Raw genomic sequence first — 18,917 nt, forward strand, 5'->3', positions numbered from 1 at the left:
CTCATTTGGCTAGTGATCCATCTCAACCAAGTGTTCTACGCTAAGTGAAGCGCCTAATTCAACCGTTGGCATGGCCCCAATGCCCGGGTTGAACCGCGCGAAGTAGGCAGAGGCGCTTCATCGACGGACAGCCATCGGTGGTTGCGCCCCGGAGACGCTGCTAGCAGCGGGCCGTTCCAACAGGTCGCAGCCCTCTGATAAACTCTGCGGCGGCGAGCGTGAAGACTGAGTTCCTGCGAAGCTCGGCGCTCAAAGTGCGAGTTGCCAATCGGTAGTCAGCAGTAGAACAACAATGTTGCAGGTCAGCCCAGCAATTCTGCATTAAACGCTTGAGATTGCGTAAACAAGTCGTTTTTTTGATTCGCATCCTCCGTACTCTCCGCTTCTGTAATCCGAGGCGCATTTCAGCAAATCAATGACCCACACCCTACTGATTCGTCCTCTCCGCGGCACACTTGCTGCCCTGCTCGCTGCCTTCGTAACGACAGCGTCGTATGGCCAGATGGCTATACCAGGTTTTGGTAGCACTGCTCCAGCGTCAAACTCCAGTTCATACGTATCGCCGAATTCTGTACTTGGGGGGCGCCAACGGGAGTGGGCGGGAGCGCAGCAGCACCATCCAGTGCACCGTATGGCGACAGCGCCGGGTCCAACCCTGCCCTCGGTCAAGGCTCCAGCACCTTTGGCAATCGCTTGGACGTAGGACCTAATACTCTACGACAGTTGCCTCCGACAAGTGGGATGTCGCCCGGCGATCGAAGTGGGGACGTTGGGAGTGATGAGCGCCGACTAACTAATGACAAGATTCCTCTTGCTCGTCAGCGCCAGATGAGCCAGTTTCAGCAATTCGTTCAGCAGTCAACCGGTCGCGTTTTGCCGGTCTACGGACAAGATCTTTTCGAGCTTCCCCAACTTACTTACGCTGCTAATGGTGACGGTCCCGCGCGTGAAGACTACGTTCTTGGACCAGGGGATGAATTGCAGGTTCAGGTGTGGGGGTCGGTTGATTACGACGGACGAGTAGTTATCGACAGAAATGGTCAAGTTAATATCCCACGCGTTGGCGTCGTAAGTCTTGCTGGGACGCGTATGCGCGATGTCAGCGCCGTTCTCAGAGATCATATAAGCCGCAATTTCGCAAATTTTGACCTCAATGCAAACCTCGGAAAGCTGCGGTCCATTCAGGTGTACGTGGTAGGTCAAGCGCAGCAGCCAGGCACGTACACCCTTTCCAGCCTAGGGACACTGGTGAATGCCCTATTTGCGAGCGGAGGACCCAACGTCAACGGGAGCATGCGCAACATTCAACTGAAGCGCCACGGTGCAGTCGTTACAACCTTCGATTTGTACGACTTTATTGGGAAAGGCGAGAAAGGACGGGACGTGCCACTTGCGTCCGGAGATATTATTGTTATTCCGCCGGTCGGCCCGCGAGTAGCAATCACAGGCGCCCTAGATAACGCCGCGATTTACGAGCTAAAAAGTGGCGAAGGCGCCGCAACTTCATTGCAGGATATTTTGTCGTTGAGTGGCGGAGTTCCCGCCCTAGCCACATCTCAGAAGGCATTGATCGAGCGAGTCGTTGCAGACAAGACTCCTCCAAGGCAAGTGCAGGATCTGGTGTTGGATCAATCCGGTCTGGCGTTACCCCTTCGTGACGGCGACGTCATAACCTTGTTGGGCATTAGTCCCGCATTTGGTAACGCGGTCACGCTGCAAGGAAACGTTGCGGCGCCCCTACGGTATCGCTGGTTTCCCGGCATGAAAGTACGGGATTTAATTCCAGCTCGTGAGGCACTTGTAACGACCGATTACTATCTGCGAAAAAATCTCTTAGTACAGAATACCGAGACGGTAACCAACTCATTTAGAGCTGGCAACCAACTCGACAGTCGCGTCCGAGGAATGGTGGACGAAATCAACTGGGATTACGCGGTAATTGAGCGCTTGGACAAAGAGCGACTGCGTACTCAACTTATACCTTTTAATTTGGGCCGAGCGGTAATTTCGGGAGACGAAAGTCAAAATCTTCCATTGGAAGCCGGTGACGTCGTAACCGTTTTGAGCCAAAACGACCTACGTCTGCCTGCGCAGAAAAGAACTAGGCTGGTTCGGGTAGAAGGAGAGGTGGCAGCCCCTGGCATCTACGAAGTAATGCCTGGCGAAACAATGCGTCAATTTATACAACGATTGGGCGGAGTTACGTCCGAGGCGTACGTCTTCGGCATCGAACTCGACCGTGAATCGGTTCGACTCAAACAACAACAAAACCTTGACGTTTTAATTCGACGACTCGAGTCTCAACAGCAAAGCCAAATACTTTATATTTTGGCTAATCGAACTACAGCGGACGCAGCAGCGCAAGCGGCAGTCGCCCAGCAGCAACAGGCTATAGCGCGTAATCAGCTTGAAGCCTTGCGAAAGCTGCGAAGTAATGGACGCATTGCCTTGGAGCTTAGCGCCGAGACAAATGCCATTGCGGCGCTTCCAGACCTACCACTCGAAGACGGCGATCGACTGATGGTTCCCCCGGTGCCTGGTTTTGTGTCCGCCGTCGGCGCAGTGAACAACGAGAACGTATTTATATTTAAGGGGGCCGCACGGTTGAGGACGTGCTGAAGTCTGCGGGGCTCAGGGAGGAGGCGGATCTAAAGCAATTGTTCGTGCTGCGTGCGGATGGAAGCATACTGGCGGCACGTGATACGTCAAGCATCTTTGGCGGTGGTATCCATTCGCTTCGCTTGATGCCAGGCGACACAATTATTGTGCCGGAGAAGCTGGACCGCGAGACAACCGGCAACTTCATTGCACGTCAGTTCAAAGACTGGACGCAAATCTTCTCGCAGTTGGGTTTAGGTGTGGCCGCACTTAGCGTGATCAAGGATCTGTAAATCATGTCAGGTATTGGACCGGGTGATTCTCCGTTACAACAGGGGGAGGCTTTGCATAAAACGGATGATGAGATAAGCCTGATTGGCATCTTACAAGTGCTAGCGGATAACTTAAAATCACTAGTTTTTATCCCTCTTGCAGTCGGTGTAATAGTATTACTTGGCAGTTTCGCTATTACTCCTACGTTCACCGCAACTGCTACATTCTTACCGCCGCAGCAACAGCAAAGCAGTGCTTTTGGTATGCTTCAGTCGCTGGGGGCGCTTAGTGGATTAGCGGGAGCTGCCGCAGGCATTAAGAACCCTACAGATCAGTATATAGGCTTTTTGCGGTCCAATACTGTACAAGGAGCGGTGGTTACTAGGTTTGATCTGAAGACAAGGTATGAAGTCAAATACTTGCAGAAAGCCCGAGACATATTGAAAGCCAAGAGTCGCATTTCGGCCGGAAAGGAAGGGCTAATAAATGTTGAGTTCGACGACAAGGACCCGATATTTGCAGCAGAAGTGGCCAATGGTTACGTCGAGGAACTTGGCGAGTTACTCAATCGGCTAGCTATTACCGAGGCCCAACAACGCCGGGTTTTCTTCGAGAAGCAATTAGGCACCGCCAAGGATAATCTTATACGAGCGGAGCAGTCCCTAGCTGCTAGTGGAGTGAGTGCGGCTGCCCTCAATGCGAGTCCATCTGTTGCATTGGAGGGGCCAGCTAAACTACGAGCGTTAGTAACCGCGCAGGAAGTAAAGTTGGCTTCCATGCGTGCGTACCTTACTCCTGCAGCACCAGAGTTTCGGCAGGCCCAGTTGGAACTCTCTGCGCTCAGGAATCAGCTTCTTAAAGCGGAACAGGAACAGCCTGCAGGGAAGGCTGGCAGCAATGACTACATTGCTAAGTATAGAGAATTCAAATATCAAGAAACACTGTTTGAACTGTTCGCCAAGCAGTATGAACTGGCCAGAATCGACGAAAGCCGCGAAGGTGCGACCATTCAAGTTATTGATCGCGCGTCTGCCCCAGAACTAAAGTCGAGTCCGAAAAGAGGATTTTTGGCCGTCGGGGCTACCGTCGCGGCTGGCATGATAATGCTTATCGTCGCATTTGCTCGTTATGCTCTAAACAACGTTAGCGCGCATGCCGCTGGCGCGGAACAATTACTGCGCCTGAAGGCGTCTCTCCGACAAACGTTTCGCCGTCGCTGATTTCTGAACTGACGATTACGGCCTGGAATACCAGTGACTATTTTTTTGACAATAGATGGCCCGCTGGAAGTGGCATCGGAATTGTTGCAGTTGAACTAGCAAAGCGACTAGAAAATCGTTTTAACATGGTAGACCTATCGGTTACGGGGCCCATCGGAAGTCCTTTGTCGCCAGTTCGGGTCCAATGCGCGATTTCCAGATCGTCAGCAAATAACGAAGACATATTTTGGAACCCCGGTTTTATACCTGCCATCAACACTCGGCTGAAGTCGGTAGTCACAGTCCATGATTTGACGCATCTGCGCTTTTATTCTGCTAAGCATCGACTCTATTACGATTGGGTATTGAAACATCTGTATAGACGTTGTGAGAGAATAGTGTGCGTGTCTGAATATACGAAGGCTGAGTTTTGTGCTTGGTCACGCTTCCCGCACAGTCGAGTTAACGTTGTGTACAACGGGATAAGTGAGCGTTTTTTGACTAACAAGGTAGAAGCAGACCTTGGCTTTCCGTATGTGCTATACCCTGGAAACTACCGACCTTATAAAAATCTAGATAGACTTTTTCAAGCATATTCGGGTTCGCGTCTTCCCGGGGAAGGGGTGAAATTGGTATTGACCGGCAGCGGCTCCGAAAGTCTGCTTGCGACGGCAAAACGCCTGAGAATCAGCGACCACGTAGTGTTTGCGGGCTTTGTACCAGAGGAAAGACTAGCAGAATTGTATAGGGGCAGTCTAGCAGTCGCCTTCGTGTCCTTATACGAAGGGTTCGGTCTGCCTCTTCTAGAAGCCATGGCCAGCGACGTGCCTGCTGTGACGTCGAATGTGTCTGCGATGCCAGAAATAGCAGGCGATGCCGCGATCATTGTAGATCCGTATGCCGCCGACGAGATAATTCACGGCTTACACGAAGCGGTCTTCAACTCAGAACGTCGTCACCAAATTTCAGAAAGAGCAAAGGAGCGTCTGCGTAAGTTCTCATGGGATAGCAGCGCCGTTAAGATGGCGAATATTTTCGACGATTTGTCTTGTTTAGATGTTCGAGCGATATAGTATAAATTTTGTGATGCTTTATTCACCTATGCCGTAAAGAGCAGACATAGCTAATCATGCGCGAATTTATTGTTTCGACCGCTCTATGTAGTGTGCTGATTGCATACGCATACTTGTCGGCAAGGGAAAAGAGCTGGTTTAATATATTGACGCCGCAACTGGTTCTGACGATACCCGCGATGTACCTGGCCCAACTTGTCAGACTGCAAACGGTCGACGAGTTTTTCAGTGTAGAACTGTATGCCTACATGTATGTTTGCTACGCAGTACCGGTTGTCATTTTCGCTATGACGTTGATCCATGTGAGGCTTCCGAGTTGGTTGGCCGTGCAATCCCGCCCTGCAGTCACAGTACGCTATAGCCCGTACGTTTTCCTTGGTATTGGCGTGACTCTGTTTGCACCCATACTGCTCGAATTTGGGGATCAGATTCTTAGTCCACGAGCTATATATGAGAAGACTCGTACGGGCTATGGCTTGAACTTTTTTTGTCGACCACCTTCGCCGTGCTGGGAATGGCGCTTTACATGTTCAAAGAGAACAGAAAGACGTGGGAGCTAGTCGCCGTTTTCGTCTTCTGTTGTGCTTTCGGCATGGCGCATGGCAGCAAGGGCCAGTTGTTCATTTTTATGCTTGTCCCGATGCTGTATTGGCGATATGTGGCAGGAAAGCGCGTCCCTCTTAGTCAAATGATTTTTCTAATGATGTTGTTTGGCGGGTTTATGGGCTTTCTGTTTTACTTCTTCGCCGTTGGTGTCGAACTCAGCAATTTAGTTGAAATGATTGCAGGGTACGCCGACTACACAAGCAACGGGCTTATGGTAATGGCGGATAACCGTCCCGCGTTGCTTGGGCGAATTTTTTTCGAAGACAATGTGTTTTCGAGAGTGCCCCGACTTATTTTTCCCGACAAGCCTAAAGATTTCGGTTCATTTTATTTAGCGCAGACCTATTTTCCCGCCGCTTTCGAGCTAGATCAAGGCGTACCAGCATTCGGGATTGGAGTTCAATTCGCAGATTTTAAGTGGTTGACGTTACCAGTTCTCTGCGTCGCAGCTTTTATGATGGCGCTAATAACTAAGCGCTATATATTGGCTCTTAAAAAATTCCGACATCCGAGCGATTTTATTGTTCTTTTGTTCTTGAGTGGAGTGTCATTGCTACCGCTTGGGGTTGGATTTTTTCTACCAGAGCATATCGTTATTGCGTGGTTAGTAAGCTTTTGCCTTCGATTGAGACTCGTCGGCAGCCCAACTAGTGGCGTCGGGCTGGGATCGGTGCGTTCCGTATCTTAATTGTTAGGTAAATCTACTTAGCTCAGCGTGCCCTTGTAGAGGCTTCGAATTCTGCCTTTAGGCCATCGACCAGCGCCTTATACACACGCGACCTTTGCATTTTGTCGAACTTAAAACTCTTAATACCCATCGCCCCTATCGTGTAGCAAACAGCGATCCATCTATATGGGATCGGGAGATTCTTGCGAGCAAAGAACAGTCGGTTTCGCGTAACGTAGTAAAGACTGAATAAACTCTCATTTCCCCCGGTGGAGAAGCTCACCTTGTGAAAAAGTTCAAAACGGGGGACATATAAAATTGGCGTATTGCACTTATTCATACGCCATACGAAATCGGTGTCATCGTAATAGACGAAATAGTCCTCGTCCATAAGTCCGACGTCTTGAAAAACGTCTCGCCTGAGGATCATAAAGCACGTCGGTGCATATTCAGTAAACTCGCTGACGTCATATTGACCCACATCATCCTCAAGGTCGCCTCTATGAGGCGAGCCCGAGCGGAGCTTAGATATGGAACCGCCTGCGCACCAAATTTTCCGGGTGCCGTAATAAAGCATCTTAGGTACCGCCGCGCGGGCGCCAACCAACGACATGTCGGCAATCATCCCGTTGATCATAGCCGGGTTGCTGAACTCAATGTCATTATTCGAAAGTACAACATAATCGACATTGTCTGCAAGAGCCAGTTCAATACCTTGGTTATTCCCCTTTGCGACTCCGAGGTTGCCATTATTATAAACAAGCGTGGTATCGATCCCGTGCTGCTTGGCTAAATGTCGCGACAGTTGAAATCCCTCGTCTGTCGGACTATTGTCGATAACGTATAATTTGATTGTGACATCAACTTGTTGGCTCAGGCTACTGAAAAAGCCCTCGAGCACGTCAGTGCTGTTGTATAGCACGGTCACCACACCGACTTTCATCTTAACCCGTCCTTGTTGTTTCCCAGCCGATTAATTAAACGCCTCCGGCGTCATAACTTGTTTTCGTGCTAGGCAAGCCCTGCTACGAAAAGAGCTGCCATAACGACTGACTGCGCTCTAAATCGCCGAAATAGGAATAAGTGTTTTAGTGCGAAAGCAGCTCGTTTTGCCAGCGAGTGCTCGACCGATGCCAGTTCTTCGATTTTATCGGTAGCGCCATCACTTGGTATGGTTCGCAGAAATTTTAATAGACTTACCCTATTCGACAGGAATACCTGCGAACGCAACATCTGGATTCGGAACTTGATTCCTTTTAGGCTTGTCCTTGCGCCGAATACGTTTTGATGCTGACGATAGAGTATCAGTGGCTCACGCAATATTAGCCACCGAAATCCCAGTCTTCGTGCTGTCGCATATATAAACCAATCGTGTGGAAGGCTCACAGGACCAATGATGGACACGTGATTCCTAATTTCCTGAAAGAGCCGGTTCGACACCACATAGGTACATCCCTGACCAGCGCCTGTAAAGAGGAAGTCTAAGGAGCTCTGTCGGCCAGCGTTGTTTATGTAAGCCTGCTCGCCGCGCGTGCCAAAAGTCTGAACGCTTGTTGAACAGCCGTCACTGTTCGTCGCAAGCATTGAGGATATCTGTCGAGATAGCTTTTCTGGCATCCAAACGTCGTCCTGGTCGGAAAGCGCTATGTAATCAAACTCCACCGTTCGAAAAGCCTTAATGGCGCCATAAAAGTTGTTGAATGCAGACCCGCTCGAGACTTCGTTTCTTGCTATTGTAATCCGTGCATCTTTACTCGCGAGATCTTGCAATAGCTGCCACGAATTGTCGGTTGAACGATCGTCATATGCAAATAAAGCGATCTTGACGTCTTCTTGACCGAGAATAGACTCTACTTGCTCTCTCAGGTAGCACTCTCCATTGTAAACGGCAAGCAGCACTGCGACGGTTGGCATCTTGATAACGTTCACTTATTTTTATTTTGCCCTTTGAATAGGCCTTTGTTTTTCATCTCGCGTATGCTTTCCTCATAGCGGTCCTCCTGCACCGATTGGCTATTTACCCAATGAGTGAACGCCGCTATACCTTCAGCAAATGACACCTTTGGTTCGAACGAAAGTTCTGTCTTGGCGCGCGTTAAATCTGCGAAGTTGTGACGTATATCGCCAAGTCGGTAAGCACCTGTAGTATTTACCGGCACGTCAATTCCATAAGCGTGGACAAGCGCGTTTGCAACCTCCAGAACAGTTGTCGGCTTACCAGAGCCGATACCGAACACCTTGCTCTCGTTTCCTTCGCGAAGTAGTGCCAGCGTAGTTGCTTGCACGACGTCGCTTATAAAGACGAAGTCGCGGCTCTCAAGTCCGTCTTCAAAGATGCTAATTGGATTCCGATTTTTGATGCGCGTGGAAAAAATGGAAAGAATTCCTGTATACGGGTTGCTCAGAGACTGACCAGGTCCATAAACGTTTTGATAACGAAGTGCGGTCCCTGCAATGCCGAGACTCGCGCATACAGTAAGCACCATCTGTTCTTGGTTTAGCTTCGTGATTCCGTAGATGGATGCCGGATGGAGTTTCGAGTCCTCGTCCGTGCCCACTAAAGTGAGGAGTTCACCTGTGGCAGCGTCGATATGATCGAATTGGCCGCCGGCCATTGCGGCATCGGTACGTGCAATTGGATACACGACCTCACCGTGCGGAGTAAGGTATTTACCCTCGCCATATATTGAGCGCGAGGATGCTACTACGACCCGAGATACTGAATGAGGTTCGTTTGTTAGAAGGTCGAGCAAGCATGCGGTGCCTCCGACATTTACTTCTACATAGCGTTTAATTTCGTACATGGACTGTCCCGTGCCAGTTTCAGCAGCAAGGTGGACAATGGCATCTTGACCTAAAAGGGCGTCACGCCACGCGCTAACGTCAGTAACAGAACCTTTAATAAATCTAACTTTGTCCTTAATGGCCGAGTATAGCGGCGAGTCTGCAGTCGGATTGGTTCCGTGGATCTGAGGTGATAGGCTGTCTAGCACGGTAATTTCGTGCCCCAGTGAGTGCAGATGTAATGAGAGGTTTGACCCGATGAATCCAGCGCCGCCTGTGATAAGTACTTTCATAATTCATTTCCGATTTATTGGATTATTGATTCAAAGCATGGCGCGGGTTTTAGAGCGGGCGTTGCCAGGTTTGAGTGGTGCTGTCAAATATTTTGATAAGTTTGGCTGGTACGCCAGCAATAATGCAGTTCGCGGGGAAGCTTTTAGTTACGACGCTGTTTGCCGCAACTGTGCAGTGTTCCCCGAGCACGACACCACTGCCTATATAGACATTCGCTCCTATCCATGATCTGGCTCCAATGATGACGGGTCCTTTAACGGCCAAAGGGGAGTTGATCATACCGACGCTGGGATCGTGGTACCCGTGATCGAAGTCGCAGACGAAGACGTTCGGACCGAACGCAACTTCGTCGCCAACTCTTACTTCGACTGCGCACGTGATATTACAGCTGTGGTTCATATAGATGCCGTCGCCGAGTGTTACTTGTCCATTGTATATAGTTGCGCCGTACTTCCCGACCGAATATAAGATCGCGTCGCCTTCAATACGGACGTTCCTGCCTATACGGATGTTCCGAGGCGAAATTATTTGGCGTGGATGTTTTAACCAACTTCCCGCTCCAAAAGACCCAAATTGGGCCTTATAAAAGACGATCGACTTTAAACGGGCAAACAAGCCCGCCAAAATGTAGGTCTGCTCGAAGCGCGATTTGGCTAGGAATCTAGCTAACTTTCGTAAGGAACTCATCTTTTTTTCATTTCGAATAGTATTCGGTCGCGGGTCGTATCGTTGATGCGTTCAATCTCGTCACGGTCGATACCATGGCGTAACTCGAAGGATTTCATGGAAAGCATCCAATGGTAGAAAGCACAATTGGCAGTTAGGAAAGCGCCCGCTCTACCTGCTTTCCAACCGCCATTCTTGACGAATTGAACGAACGCTAACTTAAAGGAAGAGGCTAGCAATCTTAACGGAGACCTAGATAAACCGGGGGCGGCGTGGAGATCGGTATAGCGATCCATCGTTAAGATATATGACTTAGCAACGTTCGAGATGAAGTGATGAACATAGTATTTATCAGGCAGTAATTTTATTCTGCTTGATTGCACCATTACCCGGCCAAAGCTATGAATTACGTTCCCGGAAAAGTCGATCGCGTGTGGTTTGAATATTCTGTTCATTCGGTCGGCAAATGCATCGTGGCAAAAACGGCCGTAGTAGTAGTTTTTTCTTGCGACGTTGATAATGTCGTATTTGTTTTCGAGCACGGCTTCCCGAATCGCGTCGATCGTTTCATGACCGACCAGTTCATCGGCGAACGCCCAATAGATCCATTCGGTTTGGACGGCCGCTTTCACACGCTGGACAGTCTTCTCATCTTCAACCCATCCCTCGTTCTTGTTCATCAAGATTGAGGCGCCATATCGCTTGGCGATTTCTAACGTCTCGTCGGTGCTCTCATTGTCTACAATGAGTACAGGGCCAACGTGAGCGAAGTTTTCCAAGACGCGATTTAATCGCTTCGCTTCGTTGTATGTAAAGATAACGAAAGTTATTGTGGGGCAGAGCACAAGATGCCTATCGGAATTGTTTGCGTGTCAAAAAGAGAAGGTAGGTACACACAGCCGCTTGCGATCCAACAATAGGAACGCCTACCAAGTACCAGTTTGCAAAGTCATATAAATAAACCGCATAAAACCCGCCAGCTGCAAAAAAGACCCCTAGCAGGTTTGCGCGTATGAGCACATTTGCCCGCGAGGCTATAGTGAGATACGTCGTCAGAATTCCGATGATAAAGCTAAATCCTTCGGTAGCGGCCCCTAACAGCAATATCTCCCAATGGGCTTCGAATTCAGGTTTGGTGAGAATCCTTAGGGTGAACTTACCTAGTAGCGCGAGACCAATAAGAACGCTTGCAACTAACAGAAGGCTGATAAAAACGTATCTCTTCAAGAATGCGCCGCGAGTTCTGTAGAGCTGTGGATTTAATATTTGCGCCGCGATTTGGGCCACGGCGTTCATGCCAACGGATCCAACGTTGGCAACGGTTGCATATACGCCAGCAGTAGAGGCGAATCCGAAAGTGACGTAAATAAGCCTGTACGATTGAACTTGTAGCCAGTTACAAACTGCGGAGAAAGAAATCGGGTACGCCTCTCTAACCGACTTCGAAAAACTAAAAACATCGTCCTCGAACCACTTGACATTCACAAACTTGCGGAAGAAAAATGCGATGACCAAGGTTTCGATTAGTAATGCAAGCAGTGATGTCTTAAAGAGAGTATTTGCCGACGCAGAAGTGATTTTCTCAAATATCCAAAATAAGGTGGATCGAAGACCTGTCTCAGTTATCAGAATTGCCGCGACAAAGGTCTTCCTGCCAACGTTATTTAGAAGATTTCGCGACGATGAGCAGATGTGCAACAATAGAGAGTAAAGAAATATTTCCGGAAGTTCTGACGCATTTATTTTCCCAAAATACCAGAATGGTATTCCTGCCAACAGCAGGAACGTCAAAGCTAATATTGAAGCCATACCGTTTAGGCGAACAAGTGAACTTGCCGGTATCGCTTGATCGTAGAATTTGACTAGTTTGGCTTGCTGGAAGTAATCGAGCGGAACGAAAATTAAAGCGTTGGCTACGTAGGAGAGAGCGATTAAATAGAAGTATCGACCTAACTCGTCGACGCTGAGAAAATGAGTGTAGAGCTTGATATACACCAGCTGAAGCAGGATGCTTATAAGTCGTAACACTAAAACTGGTATATTGCCGTTCATCGGCGTGGCAAGCCTCGACGTCATGCTTTAGGGGCCGGCAAGGGGTCAACTTGCTAATACAGCTTATTCTTTAGGAGTACAGCTTCAGCTATAGAAGATGCGTCGAAATTATGCTCATGGACTAAATGTTGATAGTCACCGCAAGTTTCCGAGAACCTATCATTTATCCCAAAACGTTGAAAAGCTCCGACATAGTGACCCACCAGAGTCTCCGCAACGGAACTTGCTAACCCACCGTATATCGAGTGCTCCTCAATCACTATAATATGACTGCGGCCGTTAGCTGCAGTTAAAATTTCGTCGGCGCTCAACGGTTTGACTCTGATGGCGGAATAGATCGCCGCGCCTCCAATCGCTTCACGCACTTTCCTAGCGATGCTAACGCCCGCACCGGTGGCGACTATTAGCGTCTGCTCGCCACTGTCGGTCACCTTAAGTAGGTCCCGTCCTGACCTCGGTATGCTTGTATGAATGTCGCCTAGATCTGCCTTGCCCATACGCATGTAGCAAGCGGAATTCGAGGCGAGCATTGCGCCCATGCTCGCTGTCAACTCGTGGCGGTCGGCAGGCGAGTAAATTGAAAGGTGAGGAATCGGCCGCAGCACGCTGATGTCTTCGAAGCTCTGATGGCTCGCACCCAGATGGCTGTAAACGACACCTGCGCCGTCGCCGATCAGGATGACAGGCAACTGTTCATAGCAGATATCGATCTTGATCTGCTCAACGACGCGAACAGGGACGAACGCCGCCAGGCCGTAGACGACGGGGCGGTACCCTGCCTTGGCCAGTCCAGCAGCTACGCCCACCATATTCTGTTCGGCAATGCCGCAGTTGATGTACTGGTTGGGGCAGGCTTTGCGGAAAGCGTCAAACAACGCGTAACCGTGATCACCCGTCAGAAGGAGAACTCGTGGATCCGCTTGTGCGGCAGCGACGAGCGCGTTGGAGAAGGCGTCTCTCATGCTGCGACTCCCAATTCCGCGATCGCGTCGGCGTACGTGGTCTCATTGAGACGGGTGTAGTGCCAGATATTGTCGTGTTCCATGAACGACACTCCTTTGCCCTTTACTGTGTTCGCGATCAAAGCTTTGGGACGCCCGTTCCGATCGTCACTCAACTTGCGCAAGGTCTGGTCAATGGCTGCTTCGTCGTGACCGTCGATGGTCACGGCGTCAAACCCGAACGCGGCAAATTTCGATTCGATATTGCCCAGCGCCATGACTTCATCGGTCGTGCCCATGGCTTGGAAGCCGTTGGCGTCGACGACTACGATCAGGTTGTCCAGCTTGAAGTGCGTGGCGAACAATGCGGCTTCCCAAATCGGGCCTTCATTGATTTCACCGTCGCCAACGATCGCAAAGCACTTCTGGTCTGTCTTTGAAAGCTTGGCGGCGAGCGCCAGGCCGGCGCCAACGGACAAGCCGTGGCCCAATGATCCAGACGTGACTTCGACGCCGGGAATATGGGTGTCGGCAAGACCCTTCAGCGCGCTGCCGTTCTTGAAGTAATTGTGCAGGGCGTCGTCACTCAGCCAACCTTTTTCGCCCAGACATGCATATTGCGCCATAACGCCATGGCCCTTGCTGAGCACCATGTAGTCCCTGCGCTCGTGCCTGGGGTTGTTCTCCGGGAATCGCAAGTGCGATCGATACATGACCGCAAGCAATTCAACGATGGAAAAGGCGCAGCCGATGTGAACAGTCTTGCCCGAATAGGCCATGTCCAGAATGGTCTTCCGAATGCGCTTGGGATCGAAATCAGCCATGTAGAGACTCTTGTTTAAAACCGGCAGTTAGGCCAGCTATCAATTCAGTTGCGGGCTTGCGGCGGTCAGACGGCACGAGTGCCACCTGCGCGATGCCAGGCAAGTGTTCTTTCTATCGCATCATCCAGCGGAACGCGGACGGACAAACCCAGGTCCGTCCGCGCTTTAGTGATGTCCGGTGCGTACTGTTGCGCCGGCTTGTCTGGAGATGGGCTTTGCCGGATGTGCACCGGCACGGCCGCGCCGCTTGCGTCAGCAACGCGTTTTGCCAGATCCCCCAGTGATATCGGCATGTCGGATCCGACGTTATAGGCTTCAGCTCGCTTGCCTTTCACCAGGATGGTCCAAAGCCATAACGCAAGATCTGCCGCGTACAGATATGAACGGAAAGGCGTGCCGTCTCCCTGAATCACGATGGGTTCGGACGCAAGCTTGTTCTTGATGAAGTTGCCGATCGCAAAATGCTTGTCGATCGCAAGGTACGGGCCGGCAAGCGCATATATCCGGGCGATCTTTACCGGGATGTCATAAGCGCTGTCGCATGCGATCGCCATCCACTCGGCACTCTTCTTTCCAAGCCCGTATGCCGAGGCCAACCGCGTTGGATCAGGGCCACCCGTGTAAGTCTCCGGGGTAAGACGCATGTCCGGTGGAACGCTTCCGTAGACGGCGCCAGAACTTGTCAGGAGCAGCCCCTCGCATCCTCCTCGCCGCGCCAGGTCAAGGACGCGTCGAGTGCCCGTCAGATTCACATCGAAGACGTCAAGATGCGCCGCCGGACTGGAGTCTGCGGATACGTCGGTGGCGGCGTGAACGATGTAGTCGAACGAAGGCAGCCCGTCCGCCGTGAAGGTGCGGACATCACCTTCGAGCAGGTCGATGGCCGGATGGCGGGCAAGGTGCGGTGCCTCGGAAATAAAGGCTGATGGCCTGCGCGTCAGCAAAGTCGCTTTCACGCCAAGCTCATGCACATCGTTGGCCCGGCATAGCGCTTCCAACATCCACTTGCCGACGAAGCCGGTAGCGCCGGTCAGGAAGATCGACTTGCCTCTGAGCGCGTCCCACACCCCTGCACCGTGGGTCAGGATGTGCTGGAAATCGTCTTCCGCGATGCTGCTGACAATCACTATATTTCCACGAATCAATGCTGCCGGGCGCGAAGCCCGGCATGTGCCACTATCAGAAGTTCACGCCCAGGAACGTCTCGATCTTCTCGACCGTGTAGTCGAGCATCTCACGCGACAGACCAGGGTAAAGGCCGATCCAGAACGTCTGGTTCATGATGCGATCGGTGTTCGTCAGCTCGCCGGAAACACGGAAATTACGACCGAGCATGTAAGGCTGGCGAGTCAGGTTGCCCGCGAACAGCAAACGAGTACCGATCTTGTTCTGATCCAGATAGGTCGTCAGATCCAGGCGGGTGACACCAGCGTCTTCCTTGACGGTGATCGGATAGCCGAACCACGACGGGTCGGCCTTCTCCGTGGCTTCCGGCAGGATCAGGAAATCTTCGCAGCTCTTGAGCTTTTCGGTCAGATAAGCAAAGTTGTCTTTGCGCGCTTGCACAAAACCCTCAAGACGATCCATCTGCGCAAGTGCGCACGCAGCTTGCATGTCGGAAATCTTCAGGTTGTAGCCAAGATGCGAGTAGGTGTATTTGTGATCGTAGCCTTCAGGCAGGTTGCCCAGCTTCCAGCAGAAGCGCTTGTTGCAGGTATTGTCCTTGCCTGGCGGGCAGTAGCAGTCACGGCCCCAGTCACGGAAAGATTCCGCGATCATCTTCAGTTCGTAGTCGTTCGTGAAGACAGCGCCGCCTTCGCCCATCGTGATGTGGTGGGCGGGGTAGAAGCTGAGCGTGGCGATGTCGCCAAAGGTGCCGACGACCTTGCCGTTGTAGGTGGTACCCAGTGCGTCACAGCAGTCTTCGATCAGCCACAGATTGTGCTTCTTGCACAGTGCGACAACCGTATCGAGGTCGAACGTATTGCCCAGCGTATGGGCGATCATGACCGCCTTGGTCTTGGACGTGATGGCCGCTTCGATCAACGATGCATCAGCGTTGTAGGTACCCATCTTGACATCGACGAACACGGGCACGGCGCCGAACTGCAGGATCGGGTTGACGGTGGTCGGGAAGCCCGCGGCAACGCTGATGACTTCATCACCCGGCTTGACGGCGCGGTCGCCCAGCTTGTGGGACGTCAGGGTCGAGAACGCGACCAGGTTGGCCGACGAACCCGAGTTGACCGTCATGACATGATTGACGCCCAGAAACTTGGCCAGACGGGCTTCGAACATGTCGTTGAAGCGGCCGGTGGTGAGCCATCCATCCAGGGACGCGTCGACCATCAGTTGCAGTTCGGGCGCGCCAATGACCTTGCCCGACGGGGGCACAACGGACACGCCCGGTACGAATTCTTTCGCGGCGGTGGACAAGGCACCATATTGGCCGACGAGCTGGATGATTTGCTCGCGAATCTGTTCTTTGCTCATGGTGCTCTCATGCCTTCAAAAGGGATGTTTGATACGAATCGATTTGTGTAAGGGTCAGCGCGCGCATATCGGCGCCTTGCTGCGCGGCCTTGAACCATTCGACGATCTTGTCGATCGTCGTGGGCAGGGTCCACTGTGGACGCCACCCCAACTGGCTTCTGGCCTTCGAGCAGTCCAACTTCAGGAAGGTCGCTTCGTGAGGCTGCGGGTTCTTGTCCAGTTCCCAGCTTGCGCCGGCGCCCCAGGTGGACGTCAGGCGCTCGACGATCCATTGGACGGGCTGGGTGTCCGAATCTTCGGGGCCGAAGTTCCAGCCGTCGGCGAAGGCGATGCCTTCGTTGTAAAGGCGTTCTGCCAGCGTCAGATAACCGCTGAGCGGCTCCAGTACATGTTGCCACGGACGGATGGCGTGGGGGCTGCGGATGTGCACCGATTGCCCGGACGCAATCGCCCGCATCATGTCAGGGATCAGTCGGTCCTGAGCCCAGTCGCCGCCGCCGATGACATTGCCCGCGCGTCCGCTTCCCACGGCGACACCGTGGCGTGCGTAGTCGTCCGGATTGAAGAACGAGTTGCGATAGGCGCTGGTGACGAGTTCGGAACATCCCTTGCTGTTGCTGTAGGGATCGTATCCGCCCATCGGCTCGTTTTCACGATAGCCCCAGAGCCATTCCTTGTTCTCGTAGCATTTGTCGCTGGTGACGATCACAACGGACTTCACGCCCTCGGTCTGACGGACCGCTTCGAGCAAGTGCACCGTGCCCATCACGTTCGTCGCGTAGGTCTCGACGGGATTCACATAGGAGTAGCGGACCAGGGCCTGGGCCGCCATGTGAATGACGATCTCGGGCTGAGCAGCCTTGATCGCTGCCTGCATCGCTGCCAGGTCGCGAATGTCGCCGATCTGCGAATTCATGCCTTCCGCTACGTTCGCGCGTTGGAAGAGATTCGGCTCGGAATCGGGGGGCAGCGAAAAGCCCGTGACGTCGGCGCCCAGGGATTGCAGCCAAAGCGACAGCCAGCTTCCCTTGAACCCCGTATGGCCGGTCATGAAGACCCGTTTGCCTTTCCAGAATGTCGGATTCATTACCACTTCTTCCAGGGCGCTTTGCCGGATTGCCAGAGTTCTTCGAGGTAGACCTTGTCACGCAGGGTGTCCATGGGCTGCCAGAATCCATCATGCGCGTACGCGGCCAGTTCGCCTTGGGCTGCCAGGGCTTCAAGTGGCTCGCGCTCCCAGACGCAGTCGTCGCCAGTGATCAGGTCCAGCACCTTGGGAGACAGGACGAAGAAGCCGCCGTTGATCAGGCCGCCGTCGCCCTTGGGCTTTTCAGTAAAGGATTTGACCTTGTCACCACGGATATCCAACGCGCCGAATCGGCCAGGAGGGTAGGTGGCGGTCAAAGTGGCCTTGGTGCCCGATTTCTTGTGGAAGTCGACCAATTCGCCAATATCCACGTCCGCAACGCCATCGCCATAGGTGAAGCAGAACGCATCTTCGTCTTTGACGTAATCCTTGACACGGCCCAGGCGGCCGCCCGTCATGGAATTCTCGCCAGTGTCGACCAGCGTGACTTTCCAGGATTCGGCGAAGCGCTGGTGCACTTCCATCTGGTTCGTCGACATGTCGAACGTGACGTCCGACATGTGAAGGAAGTAATTGGCGAAGTATTCCTTGATCACGTAACCCTTGTAGCCGCAGCAGATCACGAAATCGTTGATCCCGTAGTGGGAGTAGATTTTCATGATGTGCCAAAGGATGGGCTTGCCGCCCACTTCGACCATCGGCTTGGGTTTGACAGAGGTTTCTTCGCTGATGCGGGTGCCGAGACCACCGGCAAGAATGACAGCTTTCATCGTTCAGTTCTCAAGTTATCTGTGGTTGGCCGATGGCCATCATTCAAAACAGTCAGCTTCGCTCAGGGGCTTGCCGCTGGCGTCTTTAGCCGCAAGCGAAGGGTCACCCGAAAGTGGCCACTGAATCCCCACCGAAGCGTCGGACCAGAGCAGGGAGCGCTCGAATTCGGGGTACCAGTAGTCGGTTGTCTTGTACAAGAACTGTGCGCTCTCGGACACGACGACGAATCCATGGGCGAACCCTTCGGGCACCCACAGTTGCCGATTGTTTTCGGCGCTCAGCGTGACGCCGACCCACTTGCCGAAGTTTGGCGAGCTTTTGCGCAGGTCCACCGCGACGTCGAAGACTTCGCCCTCAACCACGCGCACCAGCTTCCCCTGCGGGTGCTGAATCTGGTAGTGCAAGCCACGCAAAACATTGCGTGACGACTTGGAATGGTTGTCCTGAACGAATTCTTTTTCAGGCCAGTGCACTTCTCGAAGTCGCGCGCGTTGAAGCTTTCGTAGAAGAATCCGCGGGAATCGCCGAAAACCTTTGGCTCCAGGATCAGGACTTCGGGAAGTTCGGTGGCAGTGACGGTGTAGGGCAT

At 52.3% G+C, this 18,917-nt stretch carries 17 protein-coding genes and 1 pseudogene; 5 read left to right on the forward strand and 13 right to left on the reverse strand.

The window, feature by feature from the left end; genetic code table 11:
• The first annotated feature begins 741 nt into the window (after positions 1–741).
• The 5 genes from ACNANG_RS16860 to ACNANG_RS16880 all read left to right on the forward strand — a co-directional run bounded on the left by ACNANG_RS16860 (position 742) and on the right by ACNANG_RS16880 (position 6,437).
• Positions 742–2,619 carry an SLBB domain-containing protein gene (locus tag ACNANG_RS16860; protein ID WP_420223949.1) on the forward strand — a complete coding sequence of 626 codons (1,878 nt, stop codon included), beginning with the start codon at positions 742–744 and terminating at the stop codon, positions 2,617–2,619.
• Positions 2,613–2,891 carry a hypothetical protein gene (locus ACNANG_RS16865; RefSeq protein ID WP_420223950.1) on the forward strand — a complete coding sequence of 93 codons (279 nt, stop codon included), beginning with the start codon at positions 2,613–2,615 and terminating at the stop codon, positions 2,889–2,891. The genes ACNANG_RS16860 and ACNANG_RS16865 overlap by 7 nt, the downstream gene beginning before the upstream one ends.
• Positions 2,892–2,894: 3 nt before the next feature.
• On the forward strand, positions 2,895–4,091 hold the full coding sequence (locus ACNANG_RS16870) for a Wzz/FepE/Etk N-terminal domain-containing protein (RefSeq protein ID WP_420223951.1): 1,197 nt from the start codon (positions 2,895–2,897) through the stop codon (positions 4,089–4,091).
• A 125-nt stretch (positions 4,092–4,216) separates the two neighbouring features.
• Complete coding sequence (locus tag ACNANG_RS16875) at positions 4,217–5,143, forward strand: glycosyltransferase family 4 protein (RefSeq protein WP_420223952.1); 927 nt, start codon at positions 4,217–4,219, stop codon at positions 5,141–5,143.
• A gap of 487 nt (positions 5,144–5,630) precedes the next feature.
• Positions 5,631–6,437 carry a hypothetical protein gene (locus ACNANG_RS16880; protein WP_420223953.1) on the forward strand — a complete coding sequence of 269 codons (807 nt, stop codon included), beginning with the start codon at positions 5,631–5,633 and terminating at the stop codon, positions 6,435–6,437.
• A 22-nt stretch (positions 6,438–6,459) separates the two neighbouring features.
• Here the strand turns inward: ACNANG_RS16880 and ACNANG_RS16885 are convergent, their stop codons facing one another.
• From ACNANG_RS16885 to rfbC, 13 genes and pseudogenes are all read right to left on the reverse strand, one after another.
• On the reverse strand, positions 6,460–7,359 hold the full coding sequence (locus ACNANG_RS16885; protein WP_420223954.1) for a glycosyltransferase family 2 protein: 900 nt from the start codon (positions 7,357–7,359) through the stop codon (positions 6,460–6,462).
• Positions 7,360–7,427: 68 nt separating this feature from the next.
• The gene (locus tag ACNANG_RS16890) at positions 7,428–8,345 is read right to left on the reverse strand and encodes a glycosyltransferase (protein ID WP_420223955.1); all 918 of its coding nucleotides are present in this window, start codon (positions 8,343–8,345) and stop codon (positions 7,428–7,430) included.
• Positions 8,342–9,493, reverse strand: coding sequence for an NAD-dependent epimerase/dehydratase family protein (locus ACNANG_RS16895; protein WP_420223956.1), 1,152 nt, complete (start codon positions 9,491–9,493; stop codon positions 8,342–8,344). The genes ACNANG_RS16890 and ACNANG_RS16895 overlap by 4 nt, the downstream gene beginning before the upstream one ends.
• 49 nt (positions 9,494–9,542) lie before the next feature.
• Complete coding sequence (locus ACNANG_RS16900; RefSeq protein ID WP_420223957.1) at positions 9,543–10,181, reverse strand: acyltransferase; 639 nt, start codon at positions 10,179–10,181, stop codon at positions 9,543–9,545.
• Entirely contained in the window at positions 10,178–10,939 is a 762-nt protein-coding gene (locus tag ACNANG_RS16905) for a glycosyltransferase (protein WP_420223958.1), read from the reverse strand. Before ACNANG_RS16905 ends, ACNANG_RS16900 begins: the two co-directional genes overlap by 4 nt.
• Before the next feature lie 73 nt (positions 10,940–11,012).
• A complete protein-coding gene (locus tag ACNANG_RS16910; protein ID WP_420223959.1) occupies positions 11,013–12,236 on the reverse strand; it encodes a hypothetical protein in 1,224 nt (407 codons plus the stop codon).
• A gap of 29 nt (positions 12,237–12,265) precedes the next feature.
• Entirely contained in the window at positions 12,266–13,174 is a 909-nt protein-coding gene (locus tag ACNANG_RS16915) for a transketolase family protein (protein WP_420223960.1), read from the reverse strand.
• Positions 13,171–13,977 (reverse strand): transketolase, encoded by an 807-nt coding sequence (locus tag ACNANG_RS16920; protein WP_420223961.1) that lies wholly within the window; start codon positions 13,975–13,977, stop codon positions 13,171–13,173. The genes ACNANG_RS16915 and ACNANG_RS16920 overlap by 4 nt, the downstream gene beginning before the upstream one ends.
• Positions 13,978–14,042: 65 nt before the next feature.
• Entirely contained in the window at positions 14,043–15,104 is a 1,062-nt protein-coding gene (locus ACNANG_RS16925; protein ID WP_420223962.1) for an NAD-dependent epimerase/dehydratase family protein, read from the reverse strand.
• A 52-nt stretch (positions 15,105–15,156) separates the two neighbouring features.
• Positions 15,157–16,470 carry a lipopolysaccharide biosynthesis protein RfbH gene (gene rfbH / locus ACNANG_RS16930; protein WP_420223963.1) on the reverse strand — a complete coding sequence of 438 codons (1,314 nt, stop codon included), beginning with the start codon at positions 16,468–16,470 and terminating at the stop codon, positions 15,157–15,159.
• A gap of 7 nt (positions 16,471–16,477) precedes the next feature.
• Positions 16,478–17,557, reverse strand: a complete 1,080-nt coding sequence (gene rfbG / locus ACNANG_RS16935; protein WP_420223964.1) for a CDP-glucose 4,6-dehydratase — start codon at positions 17,555–17,557, stop codon at positions 16,478–16,480.
• Positions 17,557–18,327 carry a glucose-1-phosphate cytidylyltransferase gene (gene rfbF / locus ACNANG_RS16940; protein WP_420223965.1) on the reverse strand — a complete coding sequence of 257 codons (771 nt, stop codon included), beginning with the start codon at positions 18,325–18,327 and terminating at the stop codon, positions 17,557–17,559. The genes rfbG and rfbF overlap by 1 nt, the downstream gene beginning before the upstream one ends.
• Before the next feature lie 39 nt (positions 18,328–18,366).
• A pseudogene (rfbC, locus tag ACNANG_RS16945) lies at positions 18,367–18,917 on the reverse strand (dTDP-4-dehydrorhamnose 3,5-epimerase).

It is taken from the genome of Pigmentiphaga litoralis (assembly GCF_048632615.1).
GTDB classification, from domain to species: domain Bacteria; phylum Pseudomonadota; class Gammaproteobacteria; order Burkholderiales; family Burkholderiaceae_B; genus Pigmentiphaga; species Pigmentiphaga litoralis_B.